Source organism: Legionella anisa, assembly GCF_001467525.1.
Lineage (GTDB): Bacteria > Pseudomonadota > Gammaproteobacteria > Legionellales > Legionellaceae > Legionella > Legionella anisa.
This window is the reverse complement of sequence record NZ_LNXS01000019.1, coordinates 221,013-241,746: the sequence shown is the minus strand read 5'-3', so window position 1 is coordinate 241,746 and position 20,734 is coordinate 221,013. Positions and strand designations below refer to the sequence as shown.

The window sequence follows — 20,734 nt, the reverse complement described above, 5'->3', positions numbered from 1 at the left end:
TGGGTGCAGCGCAGCGGAACCCGGGAAATTTTTAATCGAAATAGGAAAGGATCCTTGGGTTCTGCTGTGCTGCACCCAGGCTACAATAGAGCAATAATCTAAGGATTGTAAGAATGCGGTTTACGGATATTTTTATTAGAAGACCTGTACTGGCTACAGTGATTAGCTTGATGCTTTTAGCAATGGGCTTACGCTCTATTAATTCTTTGCCCATAATGCAATACCCGTTTACACAAAATGCCATAGTAACTGTTACTACAACTTATACTGGTGCAGACCCCGATGTCATTGCCGGTTTTATTACTACACCTTTAGAGAATTCAATCGCCCAGGCTGGTGGTATTGATTATATGACCTCTATCAGTACTTCGAGTACAAGTACGATTACAGTAAATCTTCTCCTAAATTACGACCCCTTGAAAGCATTGTCCGATATCACCACCAAAGTGAATGCAGTATTGAATCAGCTCCCTGAAAACTCACAGCAACCGGTAATTACAGTTACGGTTGGACAAACGATTGATTCGATGTACATAGGATTTTATAGCGATGAATTACCCATTAATAAAATTACCGATTATTTGATTCGAGTAGTACAGCCGAAATTACAGGCAGTTAATGGAGTGCAGAAAGCAGAAATACTTGGAAATCAAACTTTTGCTTTACGCGCATGGCTCGATCCAGTGAAGTTGGCAGGATACGGTATTTCTGCAGCAGAAATCGGAACTGCTCTTGCAAATAATAATTTTATTTCAGCAGTTGGTCGTACCGATGGACATATGTTTATTCAAAATCTTACTGCAAGTACCGATCTAACTGACGTCAATCAATTCAGGAATATGATTATTAAAGCTCAAAATGGAGCCATTATTCGTTTGGGTGATGTGGCTACTGTAGACCTAGGAGCACAAAATTATAACACTTCAGTCAGTTTTGATGGGCGAACGGCAGTTTATATCGGTATTGTTGTGGCACCTTCGGCTAACCTTTTGACGGTAATTGATTCGATTAAAAAAATATTTCCCACAATTCAGGAGCAATTGCCTCAAGGTTTGCGAGGAAACATTGTCTATGATGCCAGTTTATTTGTTAATTCTTCCATCCATGAAGTAATCCTTTCTTTATTAGAAGCATTTCTTATTGTAACCGTTGTTATTTTTCTCTTTCTCGGATCGATTCGTTCTGTTGTTATTCCAATTATTGCGATTCCTTTATCACTAATTGGCGCTTTTTGGATTATGCTTATTTTGGGTTATTCAATTAACCTGCTCACTTTATTAGCTATGGTGCTTGCGATTGGCCTGGTAGTTGATGATGCGATTATTGTTGTTGAAAACGTGCAACGCCACATCGAGGAAGGAAAAACTCGATTTAAAGCTGCGTTATTGGGGGCACGTGAATTGGCAAATCCAATTATTGCAATTACCATTGTTTTAATTGCGGTTTACTTGCCTGTTGGTTTTATGGGAGGGTTAACTGGAGCTTTATTTACCGAGTTTGCTTTTTCGCTTGCTGGTGCAGTAACTGTTTCAGCAGTAATTGCATTAACTTTATCACCTATGATGTGTTCCAAATTCCTTAAAACAGGAGAGGGAGACAACAAGGGACGTTTTATGACTTATGTCGATAATTCGTTTACAAAACTCGAGAAATCTTATGAACGAATTTTGTCGGCAACATTAAATTATTTGCCAGTTGTTATTGTCTTTGCAGCGATTATCCTTTTTAGTAATTATTTTCTTTTTATTTCTTCCGATTCGGAATTGGCACCGCAAGAAGATCAAGGGATTATTATTGCCCAAGTTACAGGGCCTGCGAATTCATCATTAGCCCAAACGAAACTTTACGCAAATGCCGTGAATGCAATTTTTAAAAAATATCCTGAAACGGATCACATTTTTCAAGTTGATGGTTATCAAGGATTAAATACATCCATAATTGGTATGGTTTTAAAACCTTGGGATCAACGTCAACGAACAACGAATCAATTACAGCCGTTAGTTCAAGAAGAACTTAATAAGATTGCTGGGGCCAAAGTAGCTGCCTTTCAGTTACCTTCATTACCAGGAGGGGGGAGCGGACTTCCTATTCAATTTGTGATTAATACGACAGAAACTTTTGATAAATTGAATGAGGTGTTACAGCTTATTTTAGATAAAGCTTATGCTACAGGTTTTTTTGCTTTTATTGATCCTGATCTTAAAATCGATAAAATTCAGACTAAGGTCAATTTAGATCGCGATAAGATATCCCAGTTTGGTTTAACCATGCAGGATATTGGCAATTTATTTGGGTCGGCATTGAGCGAGGGGTATATTAACTATTTTAATTTTGCGGGCCGGTCCTATCAGGTTATTCCGCAAGTAAAGAGAGAGACGCGTTTAAATACAGATCAAATATTGAATTATTATATGAGGACTGCGTCAGGAGCTTCAATTCCTCTGTCTACAGTTGCTACTTTGCAGCGACAAGTTGTTCCTCAATCTTTAAATCATTTTCAACAGCTCAACTCTGCAACAATTTCTGCTGTTGCTTTTCCTGGTGTATCAATGGGACATGCCTTGGATACTTTTGCTAATATTGCCAAAGAGATTTTGCCTCAGGGCTATTACATCGATTACGCGTCTCAATCACGACAATTTATTCAAGAAGGTGCAAGTCTGATTATCACGTTTTTCTTTGCGTTAATTATTATCTTTTTGTCATTAGCTGCTTTGTTTGAAAGCTTCCGTGACCCGCTTATTGTTTTGATTAGTGTGCCTATGTCGATTTGTGGTGCAATGATTTTTGTTAGTTTGGGTATTGGTAATGCTAATCTGAATATTTATAGTGAAGTGGGTTTGGTTACCTTAATTGGTCTCATCAGTAAGCACGGTATTTTGATTGTGCAATTTGCCAATGACTTACAAGCAAACGGGCAAAAGAAGTTAGATGCCATTAAGTCAGCAGCTGCAATTCGGTTACGCCCTATTCTAATGACCACAGCTGCTATGGTTTTAGGAGTTATACCATTAATTTTTGCTACAGGCGCTGGCGCTGAAAGTCGCTACAATATTGGTTTAGTGATCGCAACGGGTATTTCAATTGGTACTTTGTTTACTCTTTTTGTTGTTCCCGCAATGTATCTGTGGTTGGCGGAAGATCATACAAAAAAAGCTGCAGCGGAACATTTGGATGAAGAAGAGTCATTAGGATAGTTACGGATGCGCGGATAAAGCTGCTGACTTTTCCCCAAGATTCTTAACTTATGACTAAGAGACAGGATCAAGCGGAGGGCGCTGCAACGGGCATCGCTGGTGCTTCATACCTTTTAGCCTCTACATCTTTTGTCGTTGGGGTGGCAGCAAATAAACCAAAACGTTTGGTTAGCTCACCAATTTGGAGTGGGTTTTTTATAGCATCGTTGAGTCCATCAAGAAGTTTTTGTCGGGTTGGGGTATACAAACCCAACGCTTCAAGCAGCCAGAAAAAGCATATTTTTAAGTAAGTAAAACTAAAAGCATCTACTTTTTTATGTGCCAGAATAATTCTTGAGAAATTAGGATTTTTAATAATATCAACTTCATCTTTTATTTGTTTTATGCGATCTTTAACTTTCAATTTCGTATTGCTAGCAATTATATCTAATTTACTAATGCGCGTGGATTTTTCTCTTAAAGTCTCATCACTTTCAAATAAAGCACTCTGAGCGTGTATCGCAATACGGGAATTGCTGAAGTAAATTTTGAATTGAGCCAAAGCGACTTTTATAGTATCAAGCTGATAATATTCCTCATAGTACTTTTTCTCAAATTTACTGATTTCATCTTTCAATAGTTTTTTAATGTTTTGATCAATATCCGCAGCTGTTTTTGATTGGGCAATTATTTCAGTCCTGAGTTTTAGTAAATAGGATTGAAGTAGATCCGTATATTCTTTATCGGTGTATTGCAAGCCTATATGGCGATTGCACATCACTTTCATATGTTTGTCGAATGATTCGGCAGTATATTGTTCGATAAAAGCCAACTTCTCTTGTTTCTGAATTGGAACCAGGTTTTCAAGGTAACTCAATTTCTCTTTTGCAGTATCTAACTGCATTTGATGGGTTGCTTTTACGCCTAGATAGTAATGATGACTGGCAACAATTAATGCTTCGATTTCAGTAAAATGGGGGTCATAGGCCTTAAGCCCAAAGTTACATAGTTTATCGAGTTTATGATCTTCAGGATATTGGCTGGGGGCGATTTCCACCTTTTTATCTAGCTTGAGTTTCGCCAGTTTAGGTAATGCTTTTTTATAAGCAGCACATAACTCAATTTTAGCTTGCTCCAGAGGAACTCTTGCCTGGGTAGCAGTAGGAATATCCAAAATATCAACAGGTGTTGTCAATTCTAGATACCAATGGTATAAATTTTCAACATATTGATGGTCTTTATCTATTTTTTTTAGAAATCTTTTTGCGTTTTTTATCTGTTTTTTAATGATTGAAGTCCTAGTTTCTAGAGGCTCCTTATCACAAACTAACCGTATACGTGTTGCGGAATTCAAGTCCAGAGAATGTAATAATCCTTTAAAGAATTCATCTGTGATTTGTCTTAATGGACCTGAGAATGTTCCTGGGGAAAGTCCTAATCTGTTTTCCCAGCGATCTGCTTCAAGAAGCATTGGAGTAAACACAGTAGATCTTATCTTCTCTAGATTATCCATTATTCCATCATGAGAAGTGCTCGTAAACTCATTGAGTTTTGTTGTAAGTTCCTGATATAGATAAATCATATTTGGTGTTTGCAGGAACAATTTAAAATAAGAATCAGAATTCTTAATTAGAGCTTCTATAATCAAAGTAGCTTTTTTAGCGCGTAGATGTAATTCGTTCAGCTCTTCAGTTGTTAGGTAATTCGTGTTTTTTAAGGCTCTAATGTGTTTGGGACTAATATAAAAGGCATTAAGAACATACCAAAGTGGATTGTATTCTACTTTTTTTGGTCCATAGGGAACTTGTTCGGAGCCAACCTGGTATGCATCAGAATGTTCCTGAAAGATTGCATAAAGATTTTGTGCTTTATCAAGTAAATCACGCGCTATGAATCCTAAATGGGGATCTGCCGCCAAACGTTTGGCTGACTTAATAATTTCATTTAGATGGCTATAAGCTTGTAATAAATAGTAAACATAAAAACTTTTTGTACTTTGATTGTTTAATTTTTCTAGTTCAAGAACGATCCCTTCTAAATGAAACATACTGTTAAATATGTCCTTTAAAACACAAACTTGTCTACTTTGTGTCAACCTCTGATTATTATCTTCCATCTCAGGAAATGGAGGGGAGGATGAGGGTAAGAATGTTTCTTGCACATCGTGGAAAATTCCTGTCGGAGAAAGATCGATTATTTCAGAGGACTTTGATTTTCTAGCCTCATACGGTGTTAATTCATGCTGCATTGCTTGGTTAAACAGTTTAGTTACCTCAAATAAGGATTGCCTAAACTCATGAATGCACTTGGAATAGTTTTGGTGGGGAATGACGTAGTGCTCCCTACCCGTTTTTGGGGTTGGCTTTAGTGCAGTTGAATTATTTTCGAAGGTAAATTTTTCTTGAGCCAAGTTATAAAACCGTTGCGCTCTTCGATTCCATTCATCCGTGATGCGAGAAAAGAATTCTTGAAAGTGTCCATCTAAATCCAAGAACATTCGAACTGATGGGGCATCCTTTCTGTTCATTTTTCTGTTTGATAAGAGGGTAACCAAATATTTATCAAACTTCAAAGCATCCTCTTTCATTTCAGGAGGTACAGCACAAATGAAAAAAGGTTGGAAAATACTATATAAATTACGACATTGATCTTTTACTTTGGGATCGAGACGATTCAGAAGCAACATATTACCCTGAATCTGCGGTCTTACTTGTATTTCTTTTTTGAGCAAGGTAATAAATTGAACGTAAGCATTTTGCACAACCAGAAATTTATTATGCTTATTTCGATACCATTGATAGACTTCAAGAGTTTGATCTGCGCTTAATTGCTCGGGATTTTGCAGTAATTTATCGTCTTCTATTGTTTTAAAATGCAGTTTTGCATCTTCTGCGCGTTTGGTCGCTAGAGTTTGTGACTCTTTTTTGTCAAGAAATGCTTTTTTTGCAAAATTATAATAGGTTTGGCTTTTATCTTCCCATTTGGCAAAAAAATCCTGAGCATATTTATCCAGCTGCAAAAACAAAGATGCAGGTGGTGCTTCTAATATTTCTATTGGCTTATTTGCAAGTAAAGCAGCGAAGTATTGTTCAAAATTTTGAGCACAATCTTTAAATTCAGGCGGTATTAAAAATTTTAAATAGAGTTGAAAAATAGGAAATAAATTACGACACTCCTCTTTTGCTTGCTCATCAAAACTTGTTAATAGCAAGTGATTACCGTAAAGCTCGGGTTTCTCCTCAATTTGTTTTTTAATTATTTGAGCAAAGCGAGTATAGGCACCCAGAATTTTTTGAAAGTCATTTTTACTAATCCACTCAAAATTGATACGGTCGAGGAACTCTTGGATATTTTTATCCAATCCCAGAAAAAGCTCTACTGATGGGATGTTTGTGACCTGTTTTTCTGTAAATACATCCGATAAATAATGTTCAAGGCTTTTCCTTGAATCTTTAAATTCAGATGAGACAATTGAACTTAAGTAAGGTTGGAATACCTTAAATAATTGATGACACTCATTTTTGACTTTATCGTCAAAAGTGCTTAGGTCCAAGTTCTTTTCATAAAAAGCGGGTTTTTCTGCTATTTGGTCTTTTACTAGCTTTGCAAAACGTAAATAAGCATTTTGAATTTGTTGAAACTCTTTTTTTGTGAGTTTGGATTTTTTATCTTTATCTTGCTCGACTTGTAATGGTATTGATTCATCAAGAGTATATACATTTGTTTTTTCGCTATATGGGAATAAAGCTAAATTTGCCTTTTTATGAACGGAATCAATTAAGTCTTTATTTAAATTAATATGAAAAATCTGACTGTTCTCATCTTTAGTGATTAAATCAGTCAGGACCTCTTTTTTTGCCAAAACAAAACTTATATGGTCTGCTGGAAGCTGTCTTTTTCTGAAACGCACAGTTCTTCCCATTCTTCCTATAAAAGAGTACCAGTCTTCTTTTCCAGGTTCTGTCAATCTTGAGATGATGAGTTCATTTAAATCAATGTCCAGTTTGGCCATATAAGGCTTAAGAAGCTTATAGTGTTTGGTTAGTTCTTTCTTAACCTCGGGAGGAAGTTGGTGCAAACAAAGATTGTTATAACTTGGGTCGTTTAATAGTGCAAAAAATTGCGTGCACGCAACAGATGCTTTTTGAATTTTATATAATTTTTTATTGGCCTTGTCGATCCTTTTATAGGTCATTTCCAATCTTAATTCGATAAATCGAGAGTCTTCAATTTCGAGTAACTCTTCGCCTTTCGTTTTAAAATCGATTGCTTTTTTAGGTAAGTAAAGTATTTTCTCATATAAGACTTTGATCTTCTCCATCAAAGGAACAGACAAAGTCCCAGGCTTAAGCATGGCGTAATCTTCGATTTTATCGACTAAACTAAATAAAGTAGGAAATACCTCGTACTTAAGTTGTGCTAATTTATGACGGACCACATCCTGAGATGATTCACTAAGCTCTCCTATTTGTTCCAAAGAGCTCATGGATAAAGTGATTATATTGCGAATTATATGAATGTAATTTAAAAATCTAAGTGAAACAAAAATACTGTTTCCTTTTAAGTTTTCTATATCATTCAATAAATGAAGTGCAGCTTTTTGTAACTCATCCAGCTTTTCTTGATTAAGCTTGGGTTCGGACTCTTTAATTTGCGAAGAAAATTGCTCTATGTAATGGGTTAATTGATCAATGTAGCTTGGTAAGACTGCACTGAATTGAGTAAGAAAATTATAATCTACATCCCCACTAAGGGGGCGCAGTTGATCCACAGCGATTCCTGCAACTTCGCCTGCTTTATAGGCTAAAGGCATGGGTTCAAGTGCTTCTACTATCGCTTTTTTCTCTTTAGCATGTTTTTCTGCAAAAGCTTGTATTTTGCTGAATAAAGGCAGAATAACGGATAATTCCTCTTGAAACATCTCTCTGAGATCAACATCTAAATGAGTGAGCAGGTAACTTGCGTCATAAGCCAGATCTATTGTTTTACTGTAGAGTAATTTGAAATCAGAATAGCTTCGTTTTATGTTTCTGACATCTATATTTTCCAAATCTAAAAAGGTCAAGCGTGCATAGTAAAGAGCATTGATTAGTTTTTTAATTTGAGAAATATTATCGGGATCAAGAGAGTAGTTAGAGAAAGGAGCCCATGAGATATGGCCTTTTCTTGCAGCGGCTGACAAAATTCGTGCTTTAAAAGCGTCCAGTGTAAAAGGGAGGGTATGCGTTCTTTTTGATGTAATCTCAAGAATCTCGGGCATAAAAGGCTCTAAGTCTTTAGGAGTAAAGCCTGTGTTTAAATTAATTTTGAGCTCTTCTTTTTTGATTACAGCAGTTACTAATTTACCATTGGGATCAAGAACAGTGTATTCAAGACCTGCTTTCACCATACGTACATAAAATGAGCCTTTTTCCAGTTTTCCGCCATCAGTGATCAAGGCAATTTTATAGGTAAATGGTGATGGGGCATCAAGCTCTTCTAAGATGACATCTTTAATCGTCTTTTTGTCTGGGGTGATGACTGAAAAGGCTATTTTCCCCTGTTGTTCTCTTATGTATATCTTTCCGGGTTTTAATTCTGTTTCATCGGACATGAAGCAAAGTTCATAGCGAGGAAAATAAGGACTGATTCGAGGATTGACGTGCTTACTGTATAGAATGTCAAAAATTTTAGTGTCAATTCGTTCCAGTAATTTAGATATCTGGTTCTGTTTAAATGACTCTAATAACTTTATATATTCTTCAAATATCATTACAGATAGCCTAATGCAGTCATAAATTGTATACTGTCAATATATTAGCGTCACTAATAATATCACAGTTTGGCAATATTTTCGCCTGTTATTGTAGATAAATCAATGACTAATTTCTGAGTATTTCGCTCGTGTTTTAAAAAAATTGAGTTTAGCCTAAGCGCATGTTTTTACTGACAATTCTAAAATAAACTCTGCAACCAATTCTGTCATACCAGGATAATCTGTATACGCTTTGATCTGAATAGGTCGAGTCACTCGTTCTCCAGTTTTTTGCGATTCTTCTAACATTGCCTTGACTTCTGCTCCTTCATGACAAACGAAATAAACATCAGATTCAGGTCTACGCAAAAACTGTGCTTGAAACGATTTAAAAACAAGGGAAACTTTAAGTTGTTTTTGTGACGCATGATAAAAGCCATGTAAACCTCCCGCTAAGTCAGCACCAGCACACAAGGCTCCAAAATACATAGAATTTAAATGATTGCGGCTTCGTCTTTTTAAGGGTAGGCATACAACAATGTCCGTGTCAGTCAGTTGGATGAGTCGCGGTCTTAAATAGCCGAGTAGGGGTACTTTAAAATGACCAAATGCCCAGAGAAAGAATTTGAAACGAGTCAGGATATTCATGAGTTTTCCTTTTTTACCATGTCCATACTCTGGATCAGGTAGCGTCCATTTGATAATGGATTCGCCTCAATAACTAACACGGAAAAAGCGATTATAATGTTTAATTCAGGAATGGATATCACTTCGTTAACGCGCCAAGAACGAACCCCAGAAAAAGTACCTTTTTCAGTGATAAATGGTTCTTTAATAAATACAGGGTGTAGTGTTAGACGTTTTTCCTGGATAATAGGAAGATAATTTCCTAAAAACTCAGTGAGTGCATTCCAGGCATTCTCTGTGTAGCTTTTATGTAACTCTTCGTCATCACTTGGTTTATACGTGTAATCAAGAGAAAAGGTAGCCAATAGAGTTTCTTTTACCCATTGACATATTTGATTATCACTTTGTGCATAAAGAGTAAATGGAGATATAGAAAATACCACCCATAACAGAATCCTTTGTAAAAAAGACCTCATATTTTTAAATCCGATTTAATTTTTAAAAAGAATAACTTAAGGTTTTTATTGTAGTATAATTTTTGCATTAAAAATATGTATCCAACAATTTTCGGTAATTCATGGTAAACCACTGCAGTTTTCTTTAAAATGCTGACGAACTAGACTGAGGGTGATTTTTCATTCTTAAAAGATATTATTTTGATCTATACGCCTCATTTTTTTTGCGTATAATTACATGGTTTTGCAGCCGCGAAATATAAAACTCAATTGTTTAAACCAAATTATCGAATTCTATGCAAACAATCACCATACGTGGTGCACGAACCCACAATCTTAAAAATCTCGACCTGGATTTGCCACGTGATAAATTAATTGTAATTACGGGTTTATCAGGTTCAGGTAAATCCTCTTTAGCCTTTGATACTTTATATGCCGAAGGGCAGCGTCGTTATGTGGAATCTTTATCCGCTTACGCACGTCAATTTTTAGCAATGATGGAAAAACCTGATGTTGATTCGATAGAAGGTTTATCTCCAGCAATTTCTATTGAACAGAAAGCAACCTCCCACAATCCCCGCTCCACAGTGGGTACTATTACCGAAATTTATGATTATTTACGGTTACTTTATGCGCGTGTAGGAGAGCCTCGTTGCCCTACACACCACGTTAGCTTGCATGCACAAACGATTAGTCAGATGGTGGATCAGGTTTTAGCTTTGCCTACTGACAGTAAAGTGATGATTTTGGCTCCAGTTGTACGTGAACGCAAAGGAGAGCAGGTTCAGCTGATGCAGCAGTTGCAAGCTCAAGGGTATGTTCGTGCACGTATTGATGGCGTGCTTTACGAGTTAGATTCCCCCCCTAAGCTGGGTTTACGCACAAAACATACCATTGAAGTCGTTGTGGATCGTTTTAAAGTCAGACCTGATATTGCTCAGCGTTTAAGTGAGTCATTCGAAAATGCTTTAAATTTGGCAGAAGGCCTCGCAATAGTAGCTTCTATGGATGAACAATTTAATGATCTCGTTTTTTCTTCCAAATTTGCATGTCCTGAATGTGGATACAGCCTCAGTGAGTTAGAACCCAGGCTTTTTTCTTTTAACAATCCTGTAGGTGCGTGTCCTGCGTGTGATGGGTTGGGAGTTGATCAGTTTTTTGATCCCGAGCGGGTCATCCATGATCATACAGCGAGCTTGGCTGAAGGGGCTATTCGCGGTTGGGATAAAAAAACCACTTATTATTTCTCGATGCTTGAGTCGCTTGCACAACATTATGGTTTTGATACTCATACTGCATTTTGTGATTTGCCCGAAGAAATGCGTCAAATTGTTCTATATGGCAGTGGACGTGAAATTATAGACTTTCATTATCATCGACCCAATGGCGGGTATATGATTAAACGACATTCATTTGAAGGAATTATTCCGAATATGCAGCGGCGTTATCGTGAGTCTGATTCAGGAATGATACGCGAGGAGCTTGCTAAATATTTATCATCTCGTCCTTGTCAGAGTTGTCAGGGTGCACGATTACGCGAAGAAGCGCGACATGTGTTTATTGATGATAAAAATTTACCTGAGGTCACAGCATATTCGATTGAAAAGGCTTACGTATTTTTTAAAAATTTACGAATGACAGGATATAAAGGCGAAATTGCGGCAAAAATTAATAAAGAAATTGTTGAGCGATTGGGATTTTTGGTCAATGTAGGTCTGGAGTATCTTTCATTAACTCGTAGTGCTGAAACTTTATCAGGAGGAGAAGCACAACGTATTCGTTTAGCCAGTCAAATTGGTTCAGGTCTGGTTGGGGTTATGTATATCTTGGATGAGCCTTCTATTGGATTGCACCAACGAGATAATGATCGGTTATTAAAAACATTGATGCACTTACGGAATCTGGGGAATACGGTCATCGTAGTAGAGCATGATGAGGATGCGATTCGCAGTGCTGATTTTGTCCTGGATATAGGACCTGGGGCTGGGGTACATGGTGGTGAAATTGTAGCTCACGGGACACCACAAGAAATTATGCAATCGTCTATTTCATTGACAGGCCAATATTTATCTGGGAAACAATCCATAGCGATTCCTGACACTCGGTTAGCCGTTAATGCCGAAAAAATGATTCATTTAAAAGGGGTGGTTTGTAATAATTTACTGGATGTCGATGTCAGCATCCCTTTGGGCTTACTTACTTGTATTACGGGCGTTTCGGGGTCAGGTAAATCGAGTCTGATCAATGATACTTTATATCCAAGTGCTGCGAATCTGTTAAATAGGGCAAGTTTATTTACTCCAGGCTCAGTCAAGGAGATTACTGGTTTAAGCTTATGCGATAAAGTAATTGATATTGATCAGAGTCCGATTGGTAGAACTCCTCGTTCCAATCCAGCTACCTATACCGGTATCTTTACTCATATCCGAGAATTATTTGCGGCAACCCCTGAATCTAGAGCACGAGGTTATCAGCCAGGACGTTTTAGCTTTAACGTCCGTGGTGGACGTTGTGAAGCCTGTCAGGGGGATGGTCTCATTAAGGTTGAAATGCATTTTTTGCCTGATATTTATGTATCATGTGATGTATGCAAAGGCAAACGTTACAATCGAGAAACGCTTGATATTCAGTATAAAGGTAAAAATATTCACGAAGTTTTAGAAATGACAGTTGAAGATGCAAGTCATTTTTTTGCAGCGATTCCAGTATTAGCCAGAAAATGTCAGACTTTGATGGATGTTGGTTTGTCTTATATTAAATTGGGACAAAGTGCGACTACTCTTTCAGGTGGTGAAGCTCAGAGAATTAAGTTGTCCCGTGAGCTATCAAAACGAGATACAGGAAGCACTTTATATATTCTTGATGAGCCTACAACAGGATTGCATTTTCATGATACCAAGCAGTTATTGGCTGTCCTATTCCGTTTGCGGTCGCAAGGGAATACGATTGTAATTATTGAACATAATTTGGATGTGATTAAGACGGCAGATTGGATTATTGATCTAGGGCCTGAAGGTGGCAGTAAAGGTGGACGTATTGTGGCAACAGGCACGCCAGAACAAGTTGCTGAATGTGAACGCTCTTATACAGGACAATTTTTGAAACCTATTTTGAACGTGCGATAATTTTCCCAGCTAAATTACTCGCACGTCTATAATATTGAATTTTTTTAAATAGTTGTATGCATAAAAGCTCGCTGGTAAGAGTAATGCCCAAGTAATTCCCACCAAAAAATAGAATGGATAAGCGTTTTCTATAACTACTATATTGCATATTTCGCCAATTTTATAAGCAAATGGCATTAAAAAAAGTGTAAGCAGGAACCAAATAAAATAATAATGGGTCAATTTTTCATTAAGAAAAATAAGATTCAATCCGAAACTCAACCAGATGCAAATCATCCATGGGGCTGTAAAATAAGAACTAAAAGGATTTGCTTTAAAATAAATATAATTTTGATGCAGCCAAATCATATCAGTAATTGAGCCAATGAATCCGATCAGAAGTGCAAAATAAACCGCATTTAAGTATGGCAATCGATTAATTGACTGCCAGGCGATTTGCACAAAAATAAACAGTAATCCAATCATGGGCCCAAGATATACTTCATTTTGTGCTGCAAAATAGAAACAGGCTATCCAACATAAATAATAGGATAAAAAATGGATACACCATCCAATTTGACTTTTAATCATCAGCTTTATCTCTTACGGTTCAACAAATCTTCAGAAACTCCCCTGTTTTTTTTATCATTTTCGATCTATAACTAAATTGTAGAAAATTTTACATAGGAAGAAAAATGAGTACCTTTTTTATTGCTCTTATCATTATTGTAGTACTTATATTTTTATGGGCTATTAGCATTTACAATACCTTAATTCAATTAATTGAGGCGATTAATAACGACAAAAAACAAATAGATATTCAACTCGATCGTCGCTTTAAGGTATTTGAGTCCTTAATTGAAGCCGTAAAAAAATATATGGATTATGAGAAAACCACATTAAAAGATGTAGTTGCTTTGCGTAATCAAGCTCAAGCAGCTAAAACGGCAGGGGATGAAGAAGGTCGTATTGCTGCCGAGAATCAAATTTCTCAGATTGCAGCTGGATTGAATGTAGTATTTGAAAATTATCCTGATTTGAAAGCAAGCCAAAATGTCATGCAGTTGCAGGAAGAGATCGTCAATACCGAAAATAAATTGGCCTATTCTAAGCAGGCTTATAACGATGGTGTAGAGCGTTATTATGCTAAAAAGAAATCGTTCTTTGAATCCATGGTGGTGTCTATGTTTGCTTCTGCTCTTGATAAAGAGTTTGTTTACTGGGGACTCCCTGAAGAGCAGATTCAAGCGAAAGAAGACTATACCGTAAAATTTTGAGTTTAGAATATGAGCCTTGAAGACTATCATGGCGGCGTAGCGAATTGGCGTGCGCAAATACAGTTGAATCAACGCAAGACACGTGCGGTAATCGCTTTTTTTGTTGCAATTTTTTTTGCTGTGGGTTTGGTTGCTGATTTGTTTGTTTTGCAATCGACCTACCCACAGGTTCCTTTACAGCAAATTTTTCTTGCTTTGATTCGCCTGCAGGTCACTCCCTATGCGACTATTATTATGGTTGGTATCGCCGTAATATCGTTATTAATAACGTATGCATTTTACGACCGAATTATGTTATTAGGTACTGAATATCGTGAGATTACACCCCAAACAGCGAAAAACTTGCAGGAACAACAATTATATAACGTAGTTGAGGAAATGAAGGTTGCTGCCGGTTTGCAGTATATGCCCAAAGTTTTTATTATCGAAGCAGATTACATGAATGCGTTTGCAAGCGGGTATAGTGAAAAATCAGCAATGGTTGCAATTACTCGAGGTTTAATAGAAAAGTTGAATAGGGCAGAGCTGCAAGCAGTGATGGCTCATGAGTTAAGTCATATTCGTCACTATGATATTAAGCTAACCCTAATGGTGGCGGTTTTGAGTAATATTCTTTTGATTGTGATAGACATACTGTTTTATTCTGCAGTATTTAAACGCAATGGAAGACGTGGAGATAATCGATTATTAATGGTTATTATCGTTCTTCGGTATGTCTTGCCTTTAATTACTATTTTGTTAACCTTATTCTTAAGTCGAACGCGCGAATATATGGCAGATGCTGGCTGCGTAGAGTTAATGCGTGACAATGAACCTTTAGCCCGGGCATTACTCAAAATTAGCGACGATCATCAGCAATACGCGGAGCGTTATTCAACGGAGTACGGTAATACACCTCATGAACAGGTAAGACAGGCATCTTATCTCTTTAATCCAGCGGATATTGATCCTGTGAAGTCTTTAAGTAGTGCTTTTGCAACTCATCCTTCGATTGAACAACGGTTACACGCTTTGGGATTTAAGCGCAAATGAAAATTCTAAAAAAGAAAAAATGTTTATAGCATCTCTATGACTCTGTTCTTGAATAATCTTATATTTTAAGTTTATGATTATATCCCGAAAGTGAACACCTTCTCTGAAAAGGAATTTAGATGTGATGAAAATACAATCCTTAATTTTATCAGCTTTTTTGATATGCAATGGATTCTGCGTTAATGCAAATACGTTGTCAAAAGATGAAACAACAAATAATACAAAGATTTCGGAATATCTGAGGAAAATAACACCAGAATTTCTCTATGGGTATACTGATTTTAATTTTGATTCGACTTCAGGTGGAAATTTTAACCGATATAACGGACATTCAAATCTTTATTCTCCGGGAGCTGACCACATTTCTCTAGGTCAGACCATGATGGCCGGTATTTATTATTTTAGAATTGATACTGCACTGAGTTCCGAGTTTTTACTAAACCCAGGATTTGTAACTACTTCGGAACAGACCATACATAACAATACAATTTTCGGCCATATATTTAAAGTGTTCACTCCCCAGATTTATGCTGATGTGTCGGGAGGTTATGGTTACAATAAATTTAATACGGTAACCGAAATTGTTATGAATCCAACCCCGCTAATCGCTCAAGCAACGAATAATAATAACAACTGGTTTGTCAGCGTAAATGGAATTTACAGAAAAGCTTGGAAGCAGTTGCTTATGAGAGCTAATCTCGGAGTGTTGTACAGTGAAATTAATACGGGAAGATATAATTATTTTTTCCCATCTACTGTTACATTTCAAGTGATTGAGCCACTAACAAATAAAGCGACTTTAATTTTGGAAAATATTGAATTGGGTTATTTTGTTAAGCCTTCAGTAATGCCTTTCATTAGTGGAGGATTGATTCAAGTGGCACAGTTTTCAAATAGTCGTCCACTAGTCGATCCTGCAAGCATAATAAATGGTTCTCTTCCTCAATTGAACATGGATAGAAGTGGATTTCGTGTAGGCGGAGGTATTGCCATAACTTATAAAAATGCAACCATTCGTGTTGAGGAAAAATATTATAATGCGGGTGGAATTTTTGAGAGTTATCAAACTCTAGCTGCATTAGAATATAAATTTGGTTAAGTAATACGATTAAGGCCTTGCGACTCAATCTAGCGAATTGTAAACGAGGTCCAGGATGTAATTTATCTTTGCTCACTTTCTGGTTTTGTTAAGGAAAGTATTTAAGGACGATATTTAGTGAAGAAGGATCATCGTTATTTCTCGCCAAAATCAATAAAATCTAAAGGGACACAAGTCCTTTTAGGTCTTTTCTGGTTAGCTCTTATCTTTTTGGCTGATGTAATTCACATACCTCTTCTCAGTTCACTCATTACTCAGTTGGATTATCGAACTTATGATCACATCGTTCAGTTAAACTGGCGCCCACATCAAACAATTCCTCGAGTTGTTATCATTGATATTGATAATAAGTCAGTGGAGCAAGAAGGCCGATGGCCCTGGCCTAGAAACAAAATAGCTACTTTAATTAACAAGTTAAAACAAGATGGTGTTGTGACCATAGCAACAGATATCGTTATGGCTGAGGCAGAAGTAAATTATGCAATAGGACTCAAGAATGAGTTACAGAAATTAATGCCTCAATTATCCTTAGGACAAAAACAGTTGCCCGATTTTCTTGAGCAAATTGCCCCTAAAGTGGACAATGATCGTATTTTGGCTGAATCATTATTGGATCATAATGTGGTATTGGGTTTTTTATTTCATAATGACAAAGAAATCAGGAGGGGAGACTTACCTTCACCTTTAACTAATCCAGAAGGTAATTATTTATACAGAGATAATCTCCCTCTTTATCAATTTTCCGGATATAACGGTTGTTTGCCATTATTTCTAAAAGCATCGACACAAGCGGGAGCTGTTACAAATGTACCGGATTTGGACGGAACGATACGACATGGGCTTATGTTAGCAAGCTATGACAACAAATTATACGCTACATTGGCGCTTGCAACTGCTATGAATTATTTGATGGTAAAACACATTACCCTTAAAACGCGTCGTCATCAATTGTATGGGATTCAAATGGGGAATGTATTTATACCGACAAACGCTTATGGACAGATTCTTATTCCATTTTGGGGACATATCGGCGCACTTAATTATTATTCTGCGACAGATATTATCCAGGACAAAATTAATCCAGAGCAATTGCAAGGGGCAATTGCTATTATTGGGTCAACGATAATCCTTTTGGCGGATCTGCATCAATCTCCAGTTGCACAATCGTATCCTGGGGTAGAGATGGTAGGAAATATGGTTCAAGGTATTGTCGGGCAGCAATTGGTATCAGAATATGATTGGAGTACTGATAAAGCTCGATTGTATTTGATATTAATTGGATTATTTTTTACTTTTTTATTTTCTTTTTTGAGTGTTTCCAGAATTTTGATCCTGGCGATAATCAGTATTATCGGTATCTGGGCTTTATCTATTTATTTGTTTGTCTATAAAAGTTTATATCTTCCTATAGCCCTGATTTTAACCTTAATTGTGCTTCAGACTATAACGAATTATGGCTACTTATTTGTTATCGAGAGAAGACAAAAAAGAAAAATAAATCAGCTGTTTGGTCAATACGTTCCAGAAGATTATGTTAAAGAGCTCATAGAATCTCCTGAGCAGTACAGCATGGAAGGGCAAGAGCGAAATATGACTGTTTTATTTAGTGATATACGTAATTTTACAAGCCTTAGTGAGAGCTTGGAGGCGTCTAATGTAAAACGATTGTTAAATGCTTTTTTCACACCAATTACAGAAATAATTTTTAGCTTTAGAGGAACGATTGATAAATATGTGGGGGATATGATTGTTGCGTTTTGGGGAGCTCCTATGCTTGATGAAGATCACGCTACTCATGCTATTATGTGCTCTCTCGCGATGGTAAAACAATTACCTGAAATCAATGAAAAAATGCAGGAAAAAGACTTGCCGGCCGTTAGTTTTGGCATTGGCCTAGCAACAGGGTTGATGAACGTTGGTGATATGGGTTCAGAATTTCGCCGTGCGTATACAGTCATTGGAGATACAGTGAATCTTGCTTCGCGGTTACAAGATTTAACAAAATTTTACCAAGTGACTATTTTGGTGAGCGATAAGACATGTGCAGGTCAAGATCATTTTGCTTGGAGAGCCATAGATAAAATTACTGTTAAAGGAAGAAAAAGCGGATTGACTATCTATCAGCCTCTCGGTAAGGTGAGTGATGTTTCTGAAGAGGTTTTAACTCAGTTGGAAGAGTATCATAAAGCTTTAGAAGAGTATTATGCGCAGAATTGGTCGTCCGCAGAAAAAAAATTTGCTATGCTAAAAACCAAATTTCCAGATGTTTATTTATATCAGCTGTATCTTGAACGTGTTAAAGCATTTATGGAAACTCCCCCTCCTGAAAACTGGGATGGAATTTACATGCATCAGCATAAATGATCTTTCATTATTTTATCGAAAGATTCTTAATGGCTAAGGATTGTAACTACTTTATAATGGAAAAAATTGTACAGGAATATATATGAAAAAAGTAATATTTACAGGATTATTGATGCTAGCCAGCCAGCTATTTGCTCAATCTGCTGCCACTGTTTTATTCACCCAGAAAAAAGTTGTAGCACGTCATAATGGAGCTGAGCGAGGGATTAGCCGTGGCTCTAGCGTAAATGTTGGGGATGAAGTGGTGACTGGTGACGATGCTGCAGCGAATCTGCAATATTCAAACGGCGCATTGGTTAGTATGGGAGCAAATTCGAACTACAAAATTTTGGCTTATGCTCCTAAGGAAGCGGTACAAATTAAGGCGGAATTAAGCAAAGGTAAGCTTGAAATAAACACACCAGAGAAAATAAAAGAATCACTTAAAACTCCAATTTTATCGCTTGCAATACTTGGAACAAGGGTTCGTGTTTACGTAGTTGGAAAAGAGACTTACATTCAAGTGATTGAGGGGCTTGTTTTGGCGAGGGGAGAATATCTTCGACCTGGTGCAAGTGTTCGTGTGACTGCTGATCGCATGATAAATGCTCCTTTCCCTAAAGAAGGCGAGGTTAAAACTGCGGCAGCTACAGCGGTTTCAGTAATCACAACTGAATCTGGGAGTACTGCTAATACTGGAAGTGGGAGTGGTGCCGATAGCGTATCATTTGTTTCTACCGTTGAGGTAACGAGTACATCAACCTCTACTGCAACAGCCACTGCCCAGGTTGCCGCTATAGCTGATATCTCATTAATTTGTCAAATTCCCGCTACACTTTAGGCTGCAAGTAACTTTTTTACACCCAATGTTCCGCGGTTTGTCCGCGGAACTCATTAGACTTCTTTCCAAACCCTATTTCAGTGGAAAATTGCTTCATCGATACGGTGCTCTAATCCTCATGTGACTTTTGTGTACACTCCAGTTCTGCGCTTCATTTCTCCTTGCACTTCCCTCACTGCAGCGAGTTTTGAAATAACTTATTGAAAACATTATCAAAAATGCTAAAATTCTGTCGTAACCGTAGAGTATTTTCTAGAAGTTCTCTAATTTTTTTAAGAAGCCACAATATGTATAATAATTTGCTTTTCTTCTCAAATGTTACAAGCATGCGTTTTAATAAGTCCGATCAAAATCGTTACCAAAGCCTATGGGAGCATAATAGACGAGATATAAAACATACTTTTATTGGTACTATTGCAAGCAAAAGTGAGTTTGTAGGAGTATTATTTCAGCCTATAACAGCTTCCTTTTCAATGTTAGTAGGTGCTACGTTGGCACAATTATTATTGCCTTATTCCCTTTGTATTCTTTTTATGGGTGATTTGGAAGTTGCTCTGGCCACATTGATTAATTACTTGGAAATAACGATTCTTGCCATAGCAATGCCTATTATTGCCTTACTAAGCACAATTTCCCGCGGTGTAGCAACTGTTAAATGCTTATTAGAAGATAAATATACTTTGGAGGACATGGTTGAAGATGAGAATATGGAACCTTATAAAATCTATCTTTTAGCAACGGAACATGGTTTCGATACCTTTAATGAAAATAACGAAGTTAGAAAAGTAACATACTATAAGCTTCAATATAAAATCATGCACAATGGAACGATATATACAGGGACTTTTACTTTGAACGATTTACACCGTGAGCCTAACGGTTTTGATGGAAAAGCTTCAAGTCTTACCCTTTATAAATATGACATCTTACATTTGATCAAGGGAGTACATAAACTTGAAGAAATGGAAGAATATAATGTGCGTAGCTCATATGGTTATTCTTAAATCCACATTGTTCATAGCCTCCGAATATGATTACAAACGCTT

The 20,734-nt window shown here is 36.9% G+C and carries 12 protein-coding genes; 8 read left to right on the top strand and 4 right to left on the bottom strand.

Annotated features, from left to right (window positions below):
* The first annotated feature begins 113 nt into the window (after positions 1-113).
* On the top strand, positions 114-3,197 hold the full coding sequence (locus Lani_RS05275; RefSeq protein WP_019233421.1) for an efflux RND transporter permease subunit: 3,084 nt from the start codon (positions 114-116) through the stop codon (positions 3,195-3,197).
* A 67-nt stretch (positions 3,198-3,264) separates the two neighbouring features.
* Here the strand turns inward: Lani_RS05275 and Lani_RS05270 are convergent, their stop codons facing one another.
* The 3 genes from Lani_RS05270 to Lani_RS05260 all read right to left on the bottom strand — a co-directional run bounded on the left by Lani_RS05270 (position 3,265) and on the right by Lani_RS05260 (position 9,980).
* Positions 3,265-8,928, bottom strand: a complete 5,664-nt coding sequence (locus Lani_RS05270) for a hypothetical protein (protein WP_019233422.1) — start codon at positions 8,926-8,928, stop codon at positions 3,265-3,267.
* 156 nt (positions 8,929-9,084) lie between these two features.
* Positions 9,085-9,558, bottom strand: a complete 474-nt coding sequence (locus tag Lani_RS05265; RefSeq protein ID WP_019233423.1) for a DUF4442 domain-containing protein — start codon at positions 9,556-9,558, stop codon at positions 9,085-9,087.
* Positions 9,555-9,980 carry a DotI/IcmL family type IV secretion protein gene (locus tag Lani_RS05260; protein ID WP_019233424.1) on the bottom strand — a complete coding sequence of 142 codons (426 nt, stop codon included), beginning with the start codon at positions 9,978-9,980 and terminating at the stop codon, positions 9,555-9,557. The genes Lani_RS05265 and Lani_RS05260 overlap by 4 nt, the downstream gene beginning before the upstream one ends.
* 308 nt (positions 9,981-10,288) lie before the next feature.
* Between Lani_RS05260 and uvrA the strand changes: the two genes are divergently transcribed.
* Complete coding sequence (uvrA, locus tag Lani_RS05255) at positions 10,289-13,117, top strand: excinuclease ABC subunit UvrA (RefSeq protein WP_019233425.1); 2,829 nt, start codon at positions 10,289-10,291, stop codon at positions 13,115-13,117.
* 9 nt (positions 13,118-13,126) lie between these two features.
* Here uvrA and Lani_RS05250 read toward each other — a convergent pair whose 3' ends face one another.
* Positions 13,127-13,687 carry a DUF2878 family protein gene (locus Lani_RS05250; RefSeq protein WP_019233426.1) on the bottom strand — a complete coding sequence of 187 codons (561 nt, stop codon included), beginning with the start codon at positions 13,685-13,687 and terminating at the stop codon, positions 13,127-13,129.
* Between the two features lie 104 nt (positions 13,688-13,791).
* Here Lani_RS05250 and Lani_RS05245 point away from each other — a divergent pair, with 104 nt between their 5' ends.
* The 6 genes from Lani_RS05245 to ceg9 all read left to right on the top strand — a co-directional run bounded on the left by Lani_RS05245 (position 13,792) and on the right by ceg9 (position 20,692).
* Entirely contained in the window at positions 13,792-14,373 is a 582-nt protein-coding gene (locus Lani_RS05245) for a LemA family protein (protein ID WP_019233427.1), read from the top strand.
* Between the two features lie 9 nt (positions 14,374-14,382).
* Positions 14,383-15,405 carry a zinc metalloprotease HtpX gene (gene htpX / locus Lani_RS05240; protein ID WP_019233428.1) on the top strand — a complete coding sequence of 341 codons (1,023 nt, stop codon included), beginning with the start codon at positions 14,383-14,385 and terminating at the stop codon, positions 15,403-15,405.
* A gap of 124 nt (positions 15,406-15,529) precedes the next feature.
* The gene (locus Lani_RS05235; protein WP_019233429.1) at positions 15,530-16,504 is read left to right on the top strand and encodes an autotransporter outer membrane beta-barrel domain-containing protein; all 975 of its coding nucleotides are present in this window, start codon (positions 15,530-15,532) and stop codon (positions 16,502-16,504) included.
* 117 nt (positions 16,505-16,621) lie between these two features.
* Entirely contained in the window at positions 16,622-18,868 is a 2,247-nt protein-coding gene (locus Lani_RS05230) for a CHASE2 domain-containing protein (RefSeq protein ID WP_019233430.1), read from the top strand.
* Positions 18,869-18,950: 82 nt separating this feature from the next.
* Positions 18,951-19,688: a FecR domain-containing protein gene (locus Lani_RS05225; RefSeq protein WP_019233431.1), complete on the top strand. Its 738-nt coding sequence runs from the start codon at positions 18,951-18,953 to the stop codon at positions 19,686-19,688.
* Positions 19,689-19,975: 287 nt separating this feature from the next.
* Positions 19,976-20,692 (top strand): Dot/Icm T4SS effector Ceg9, encoded by a 717-nt coding sequence (gene ceg9, locus Lani_RS05220; RefSeq protein WP_019233432.1) that lies wholly within the window; start codon positions 19,976-19,978, stop codon positions 20,690-20,692.
* Positions 20,693-20,734 lie beyond the last annotated feature (42 nt).

Coding starts and splice junctions, on each gene's coding strand:
- Lani_RS05275 (WP_019233421.1), top strand. CDS start 114: ATGCGGTTTACGGATATTTTTATTAGAAGACCTGTACTGGCTACAGTG.
- Lani_RS05270 (WP_019233422.1), bottom strand. CDS start 8,928: ATGATATTTGAAGAATATATAAAGTTATTAGAGTCATTTAAACAGAAC.
- Lani_RS05265 (WP_019233423.1), bottom strand. CDS start 9,558: ATGAATATCCTGACTCGTTTCAAATTCTTTCTCTGGGCATTTGGTCAT.
- uvrA (WP_019233425.1), top strand. CDS start 10,289: ATGCAAACAATCACCATACGTGGTGCACGAACCCACAATCTTAAAAAT.
- Lani_RS05250 (WP_019233426.1), bottom strand. CDS start 13,687: ATGATTAAAAGTCAAATTGGATGGTGTATCCATTTTTTATCCTATTAT.
- Lani_RS05245 (WP_019233427.1), top strand. CDS start 13,792: ATGAGTACCTTTTTTATTGCTCTTATCATTATTGTAGTACTTATATTT.
- htpX (WP_019233428.1), top strand. CDS start 14,383: ATGAGCCTTGAAGACTATCATGGCGGCGTAGCGAATTGGCGTGCGCAA.
- Lani_RS05235 (WP_019233429.1), top strand. CDS start 15,530: ATGAAAATACAATCCTTAATTTTATCAGCTTTTTTGATATGCAATGGA.
- Lani_RS05225 (WP_019233431.1), top strand. CDS start 18,951: ATGAAAAAAGTAATATTTACAGGATTATTGATGCTAGCCAGCCAGCTA.
- ceg9 (WP_019233432.1), top strand. CDS start 19,976: ATGTATAATAATTTGCTTTTCTTCTCAAATGTTACAAGCATGCGTTTT.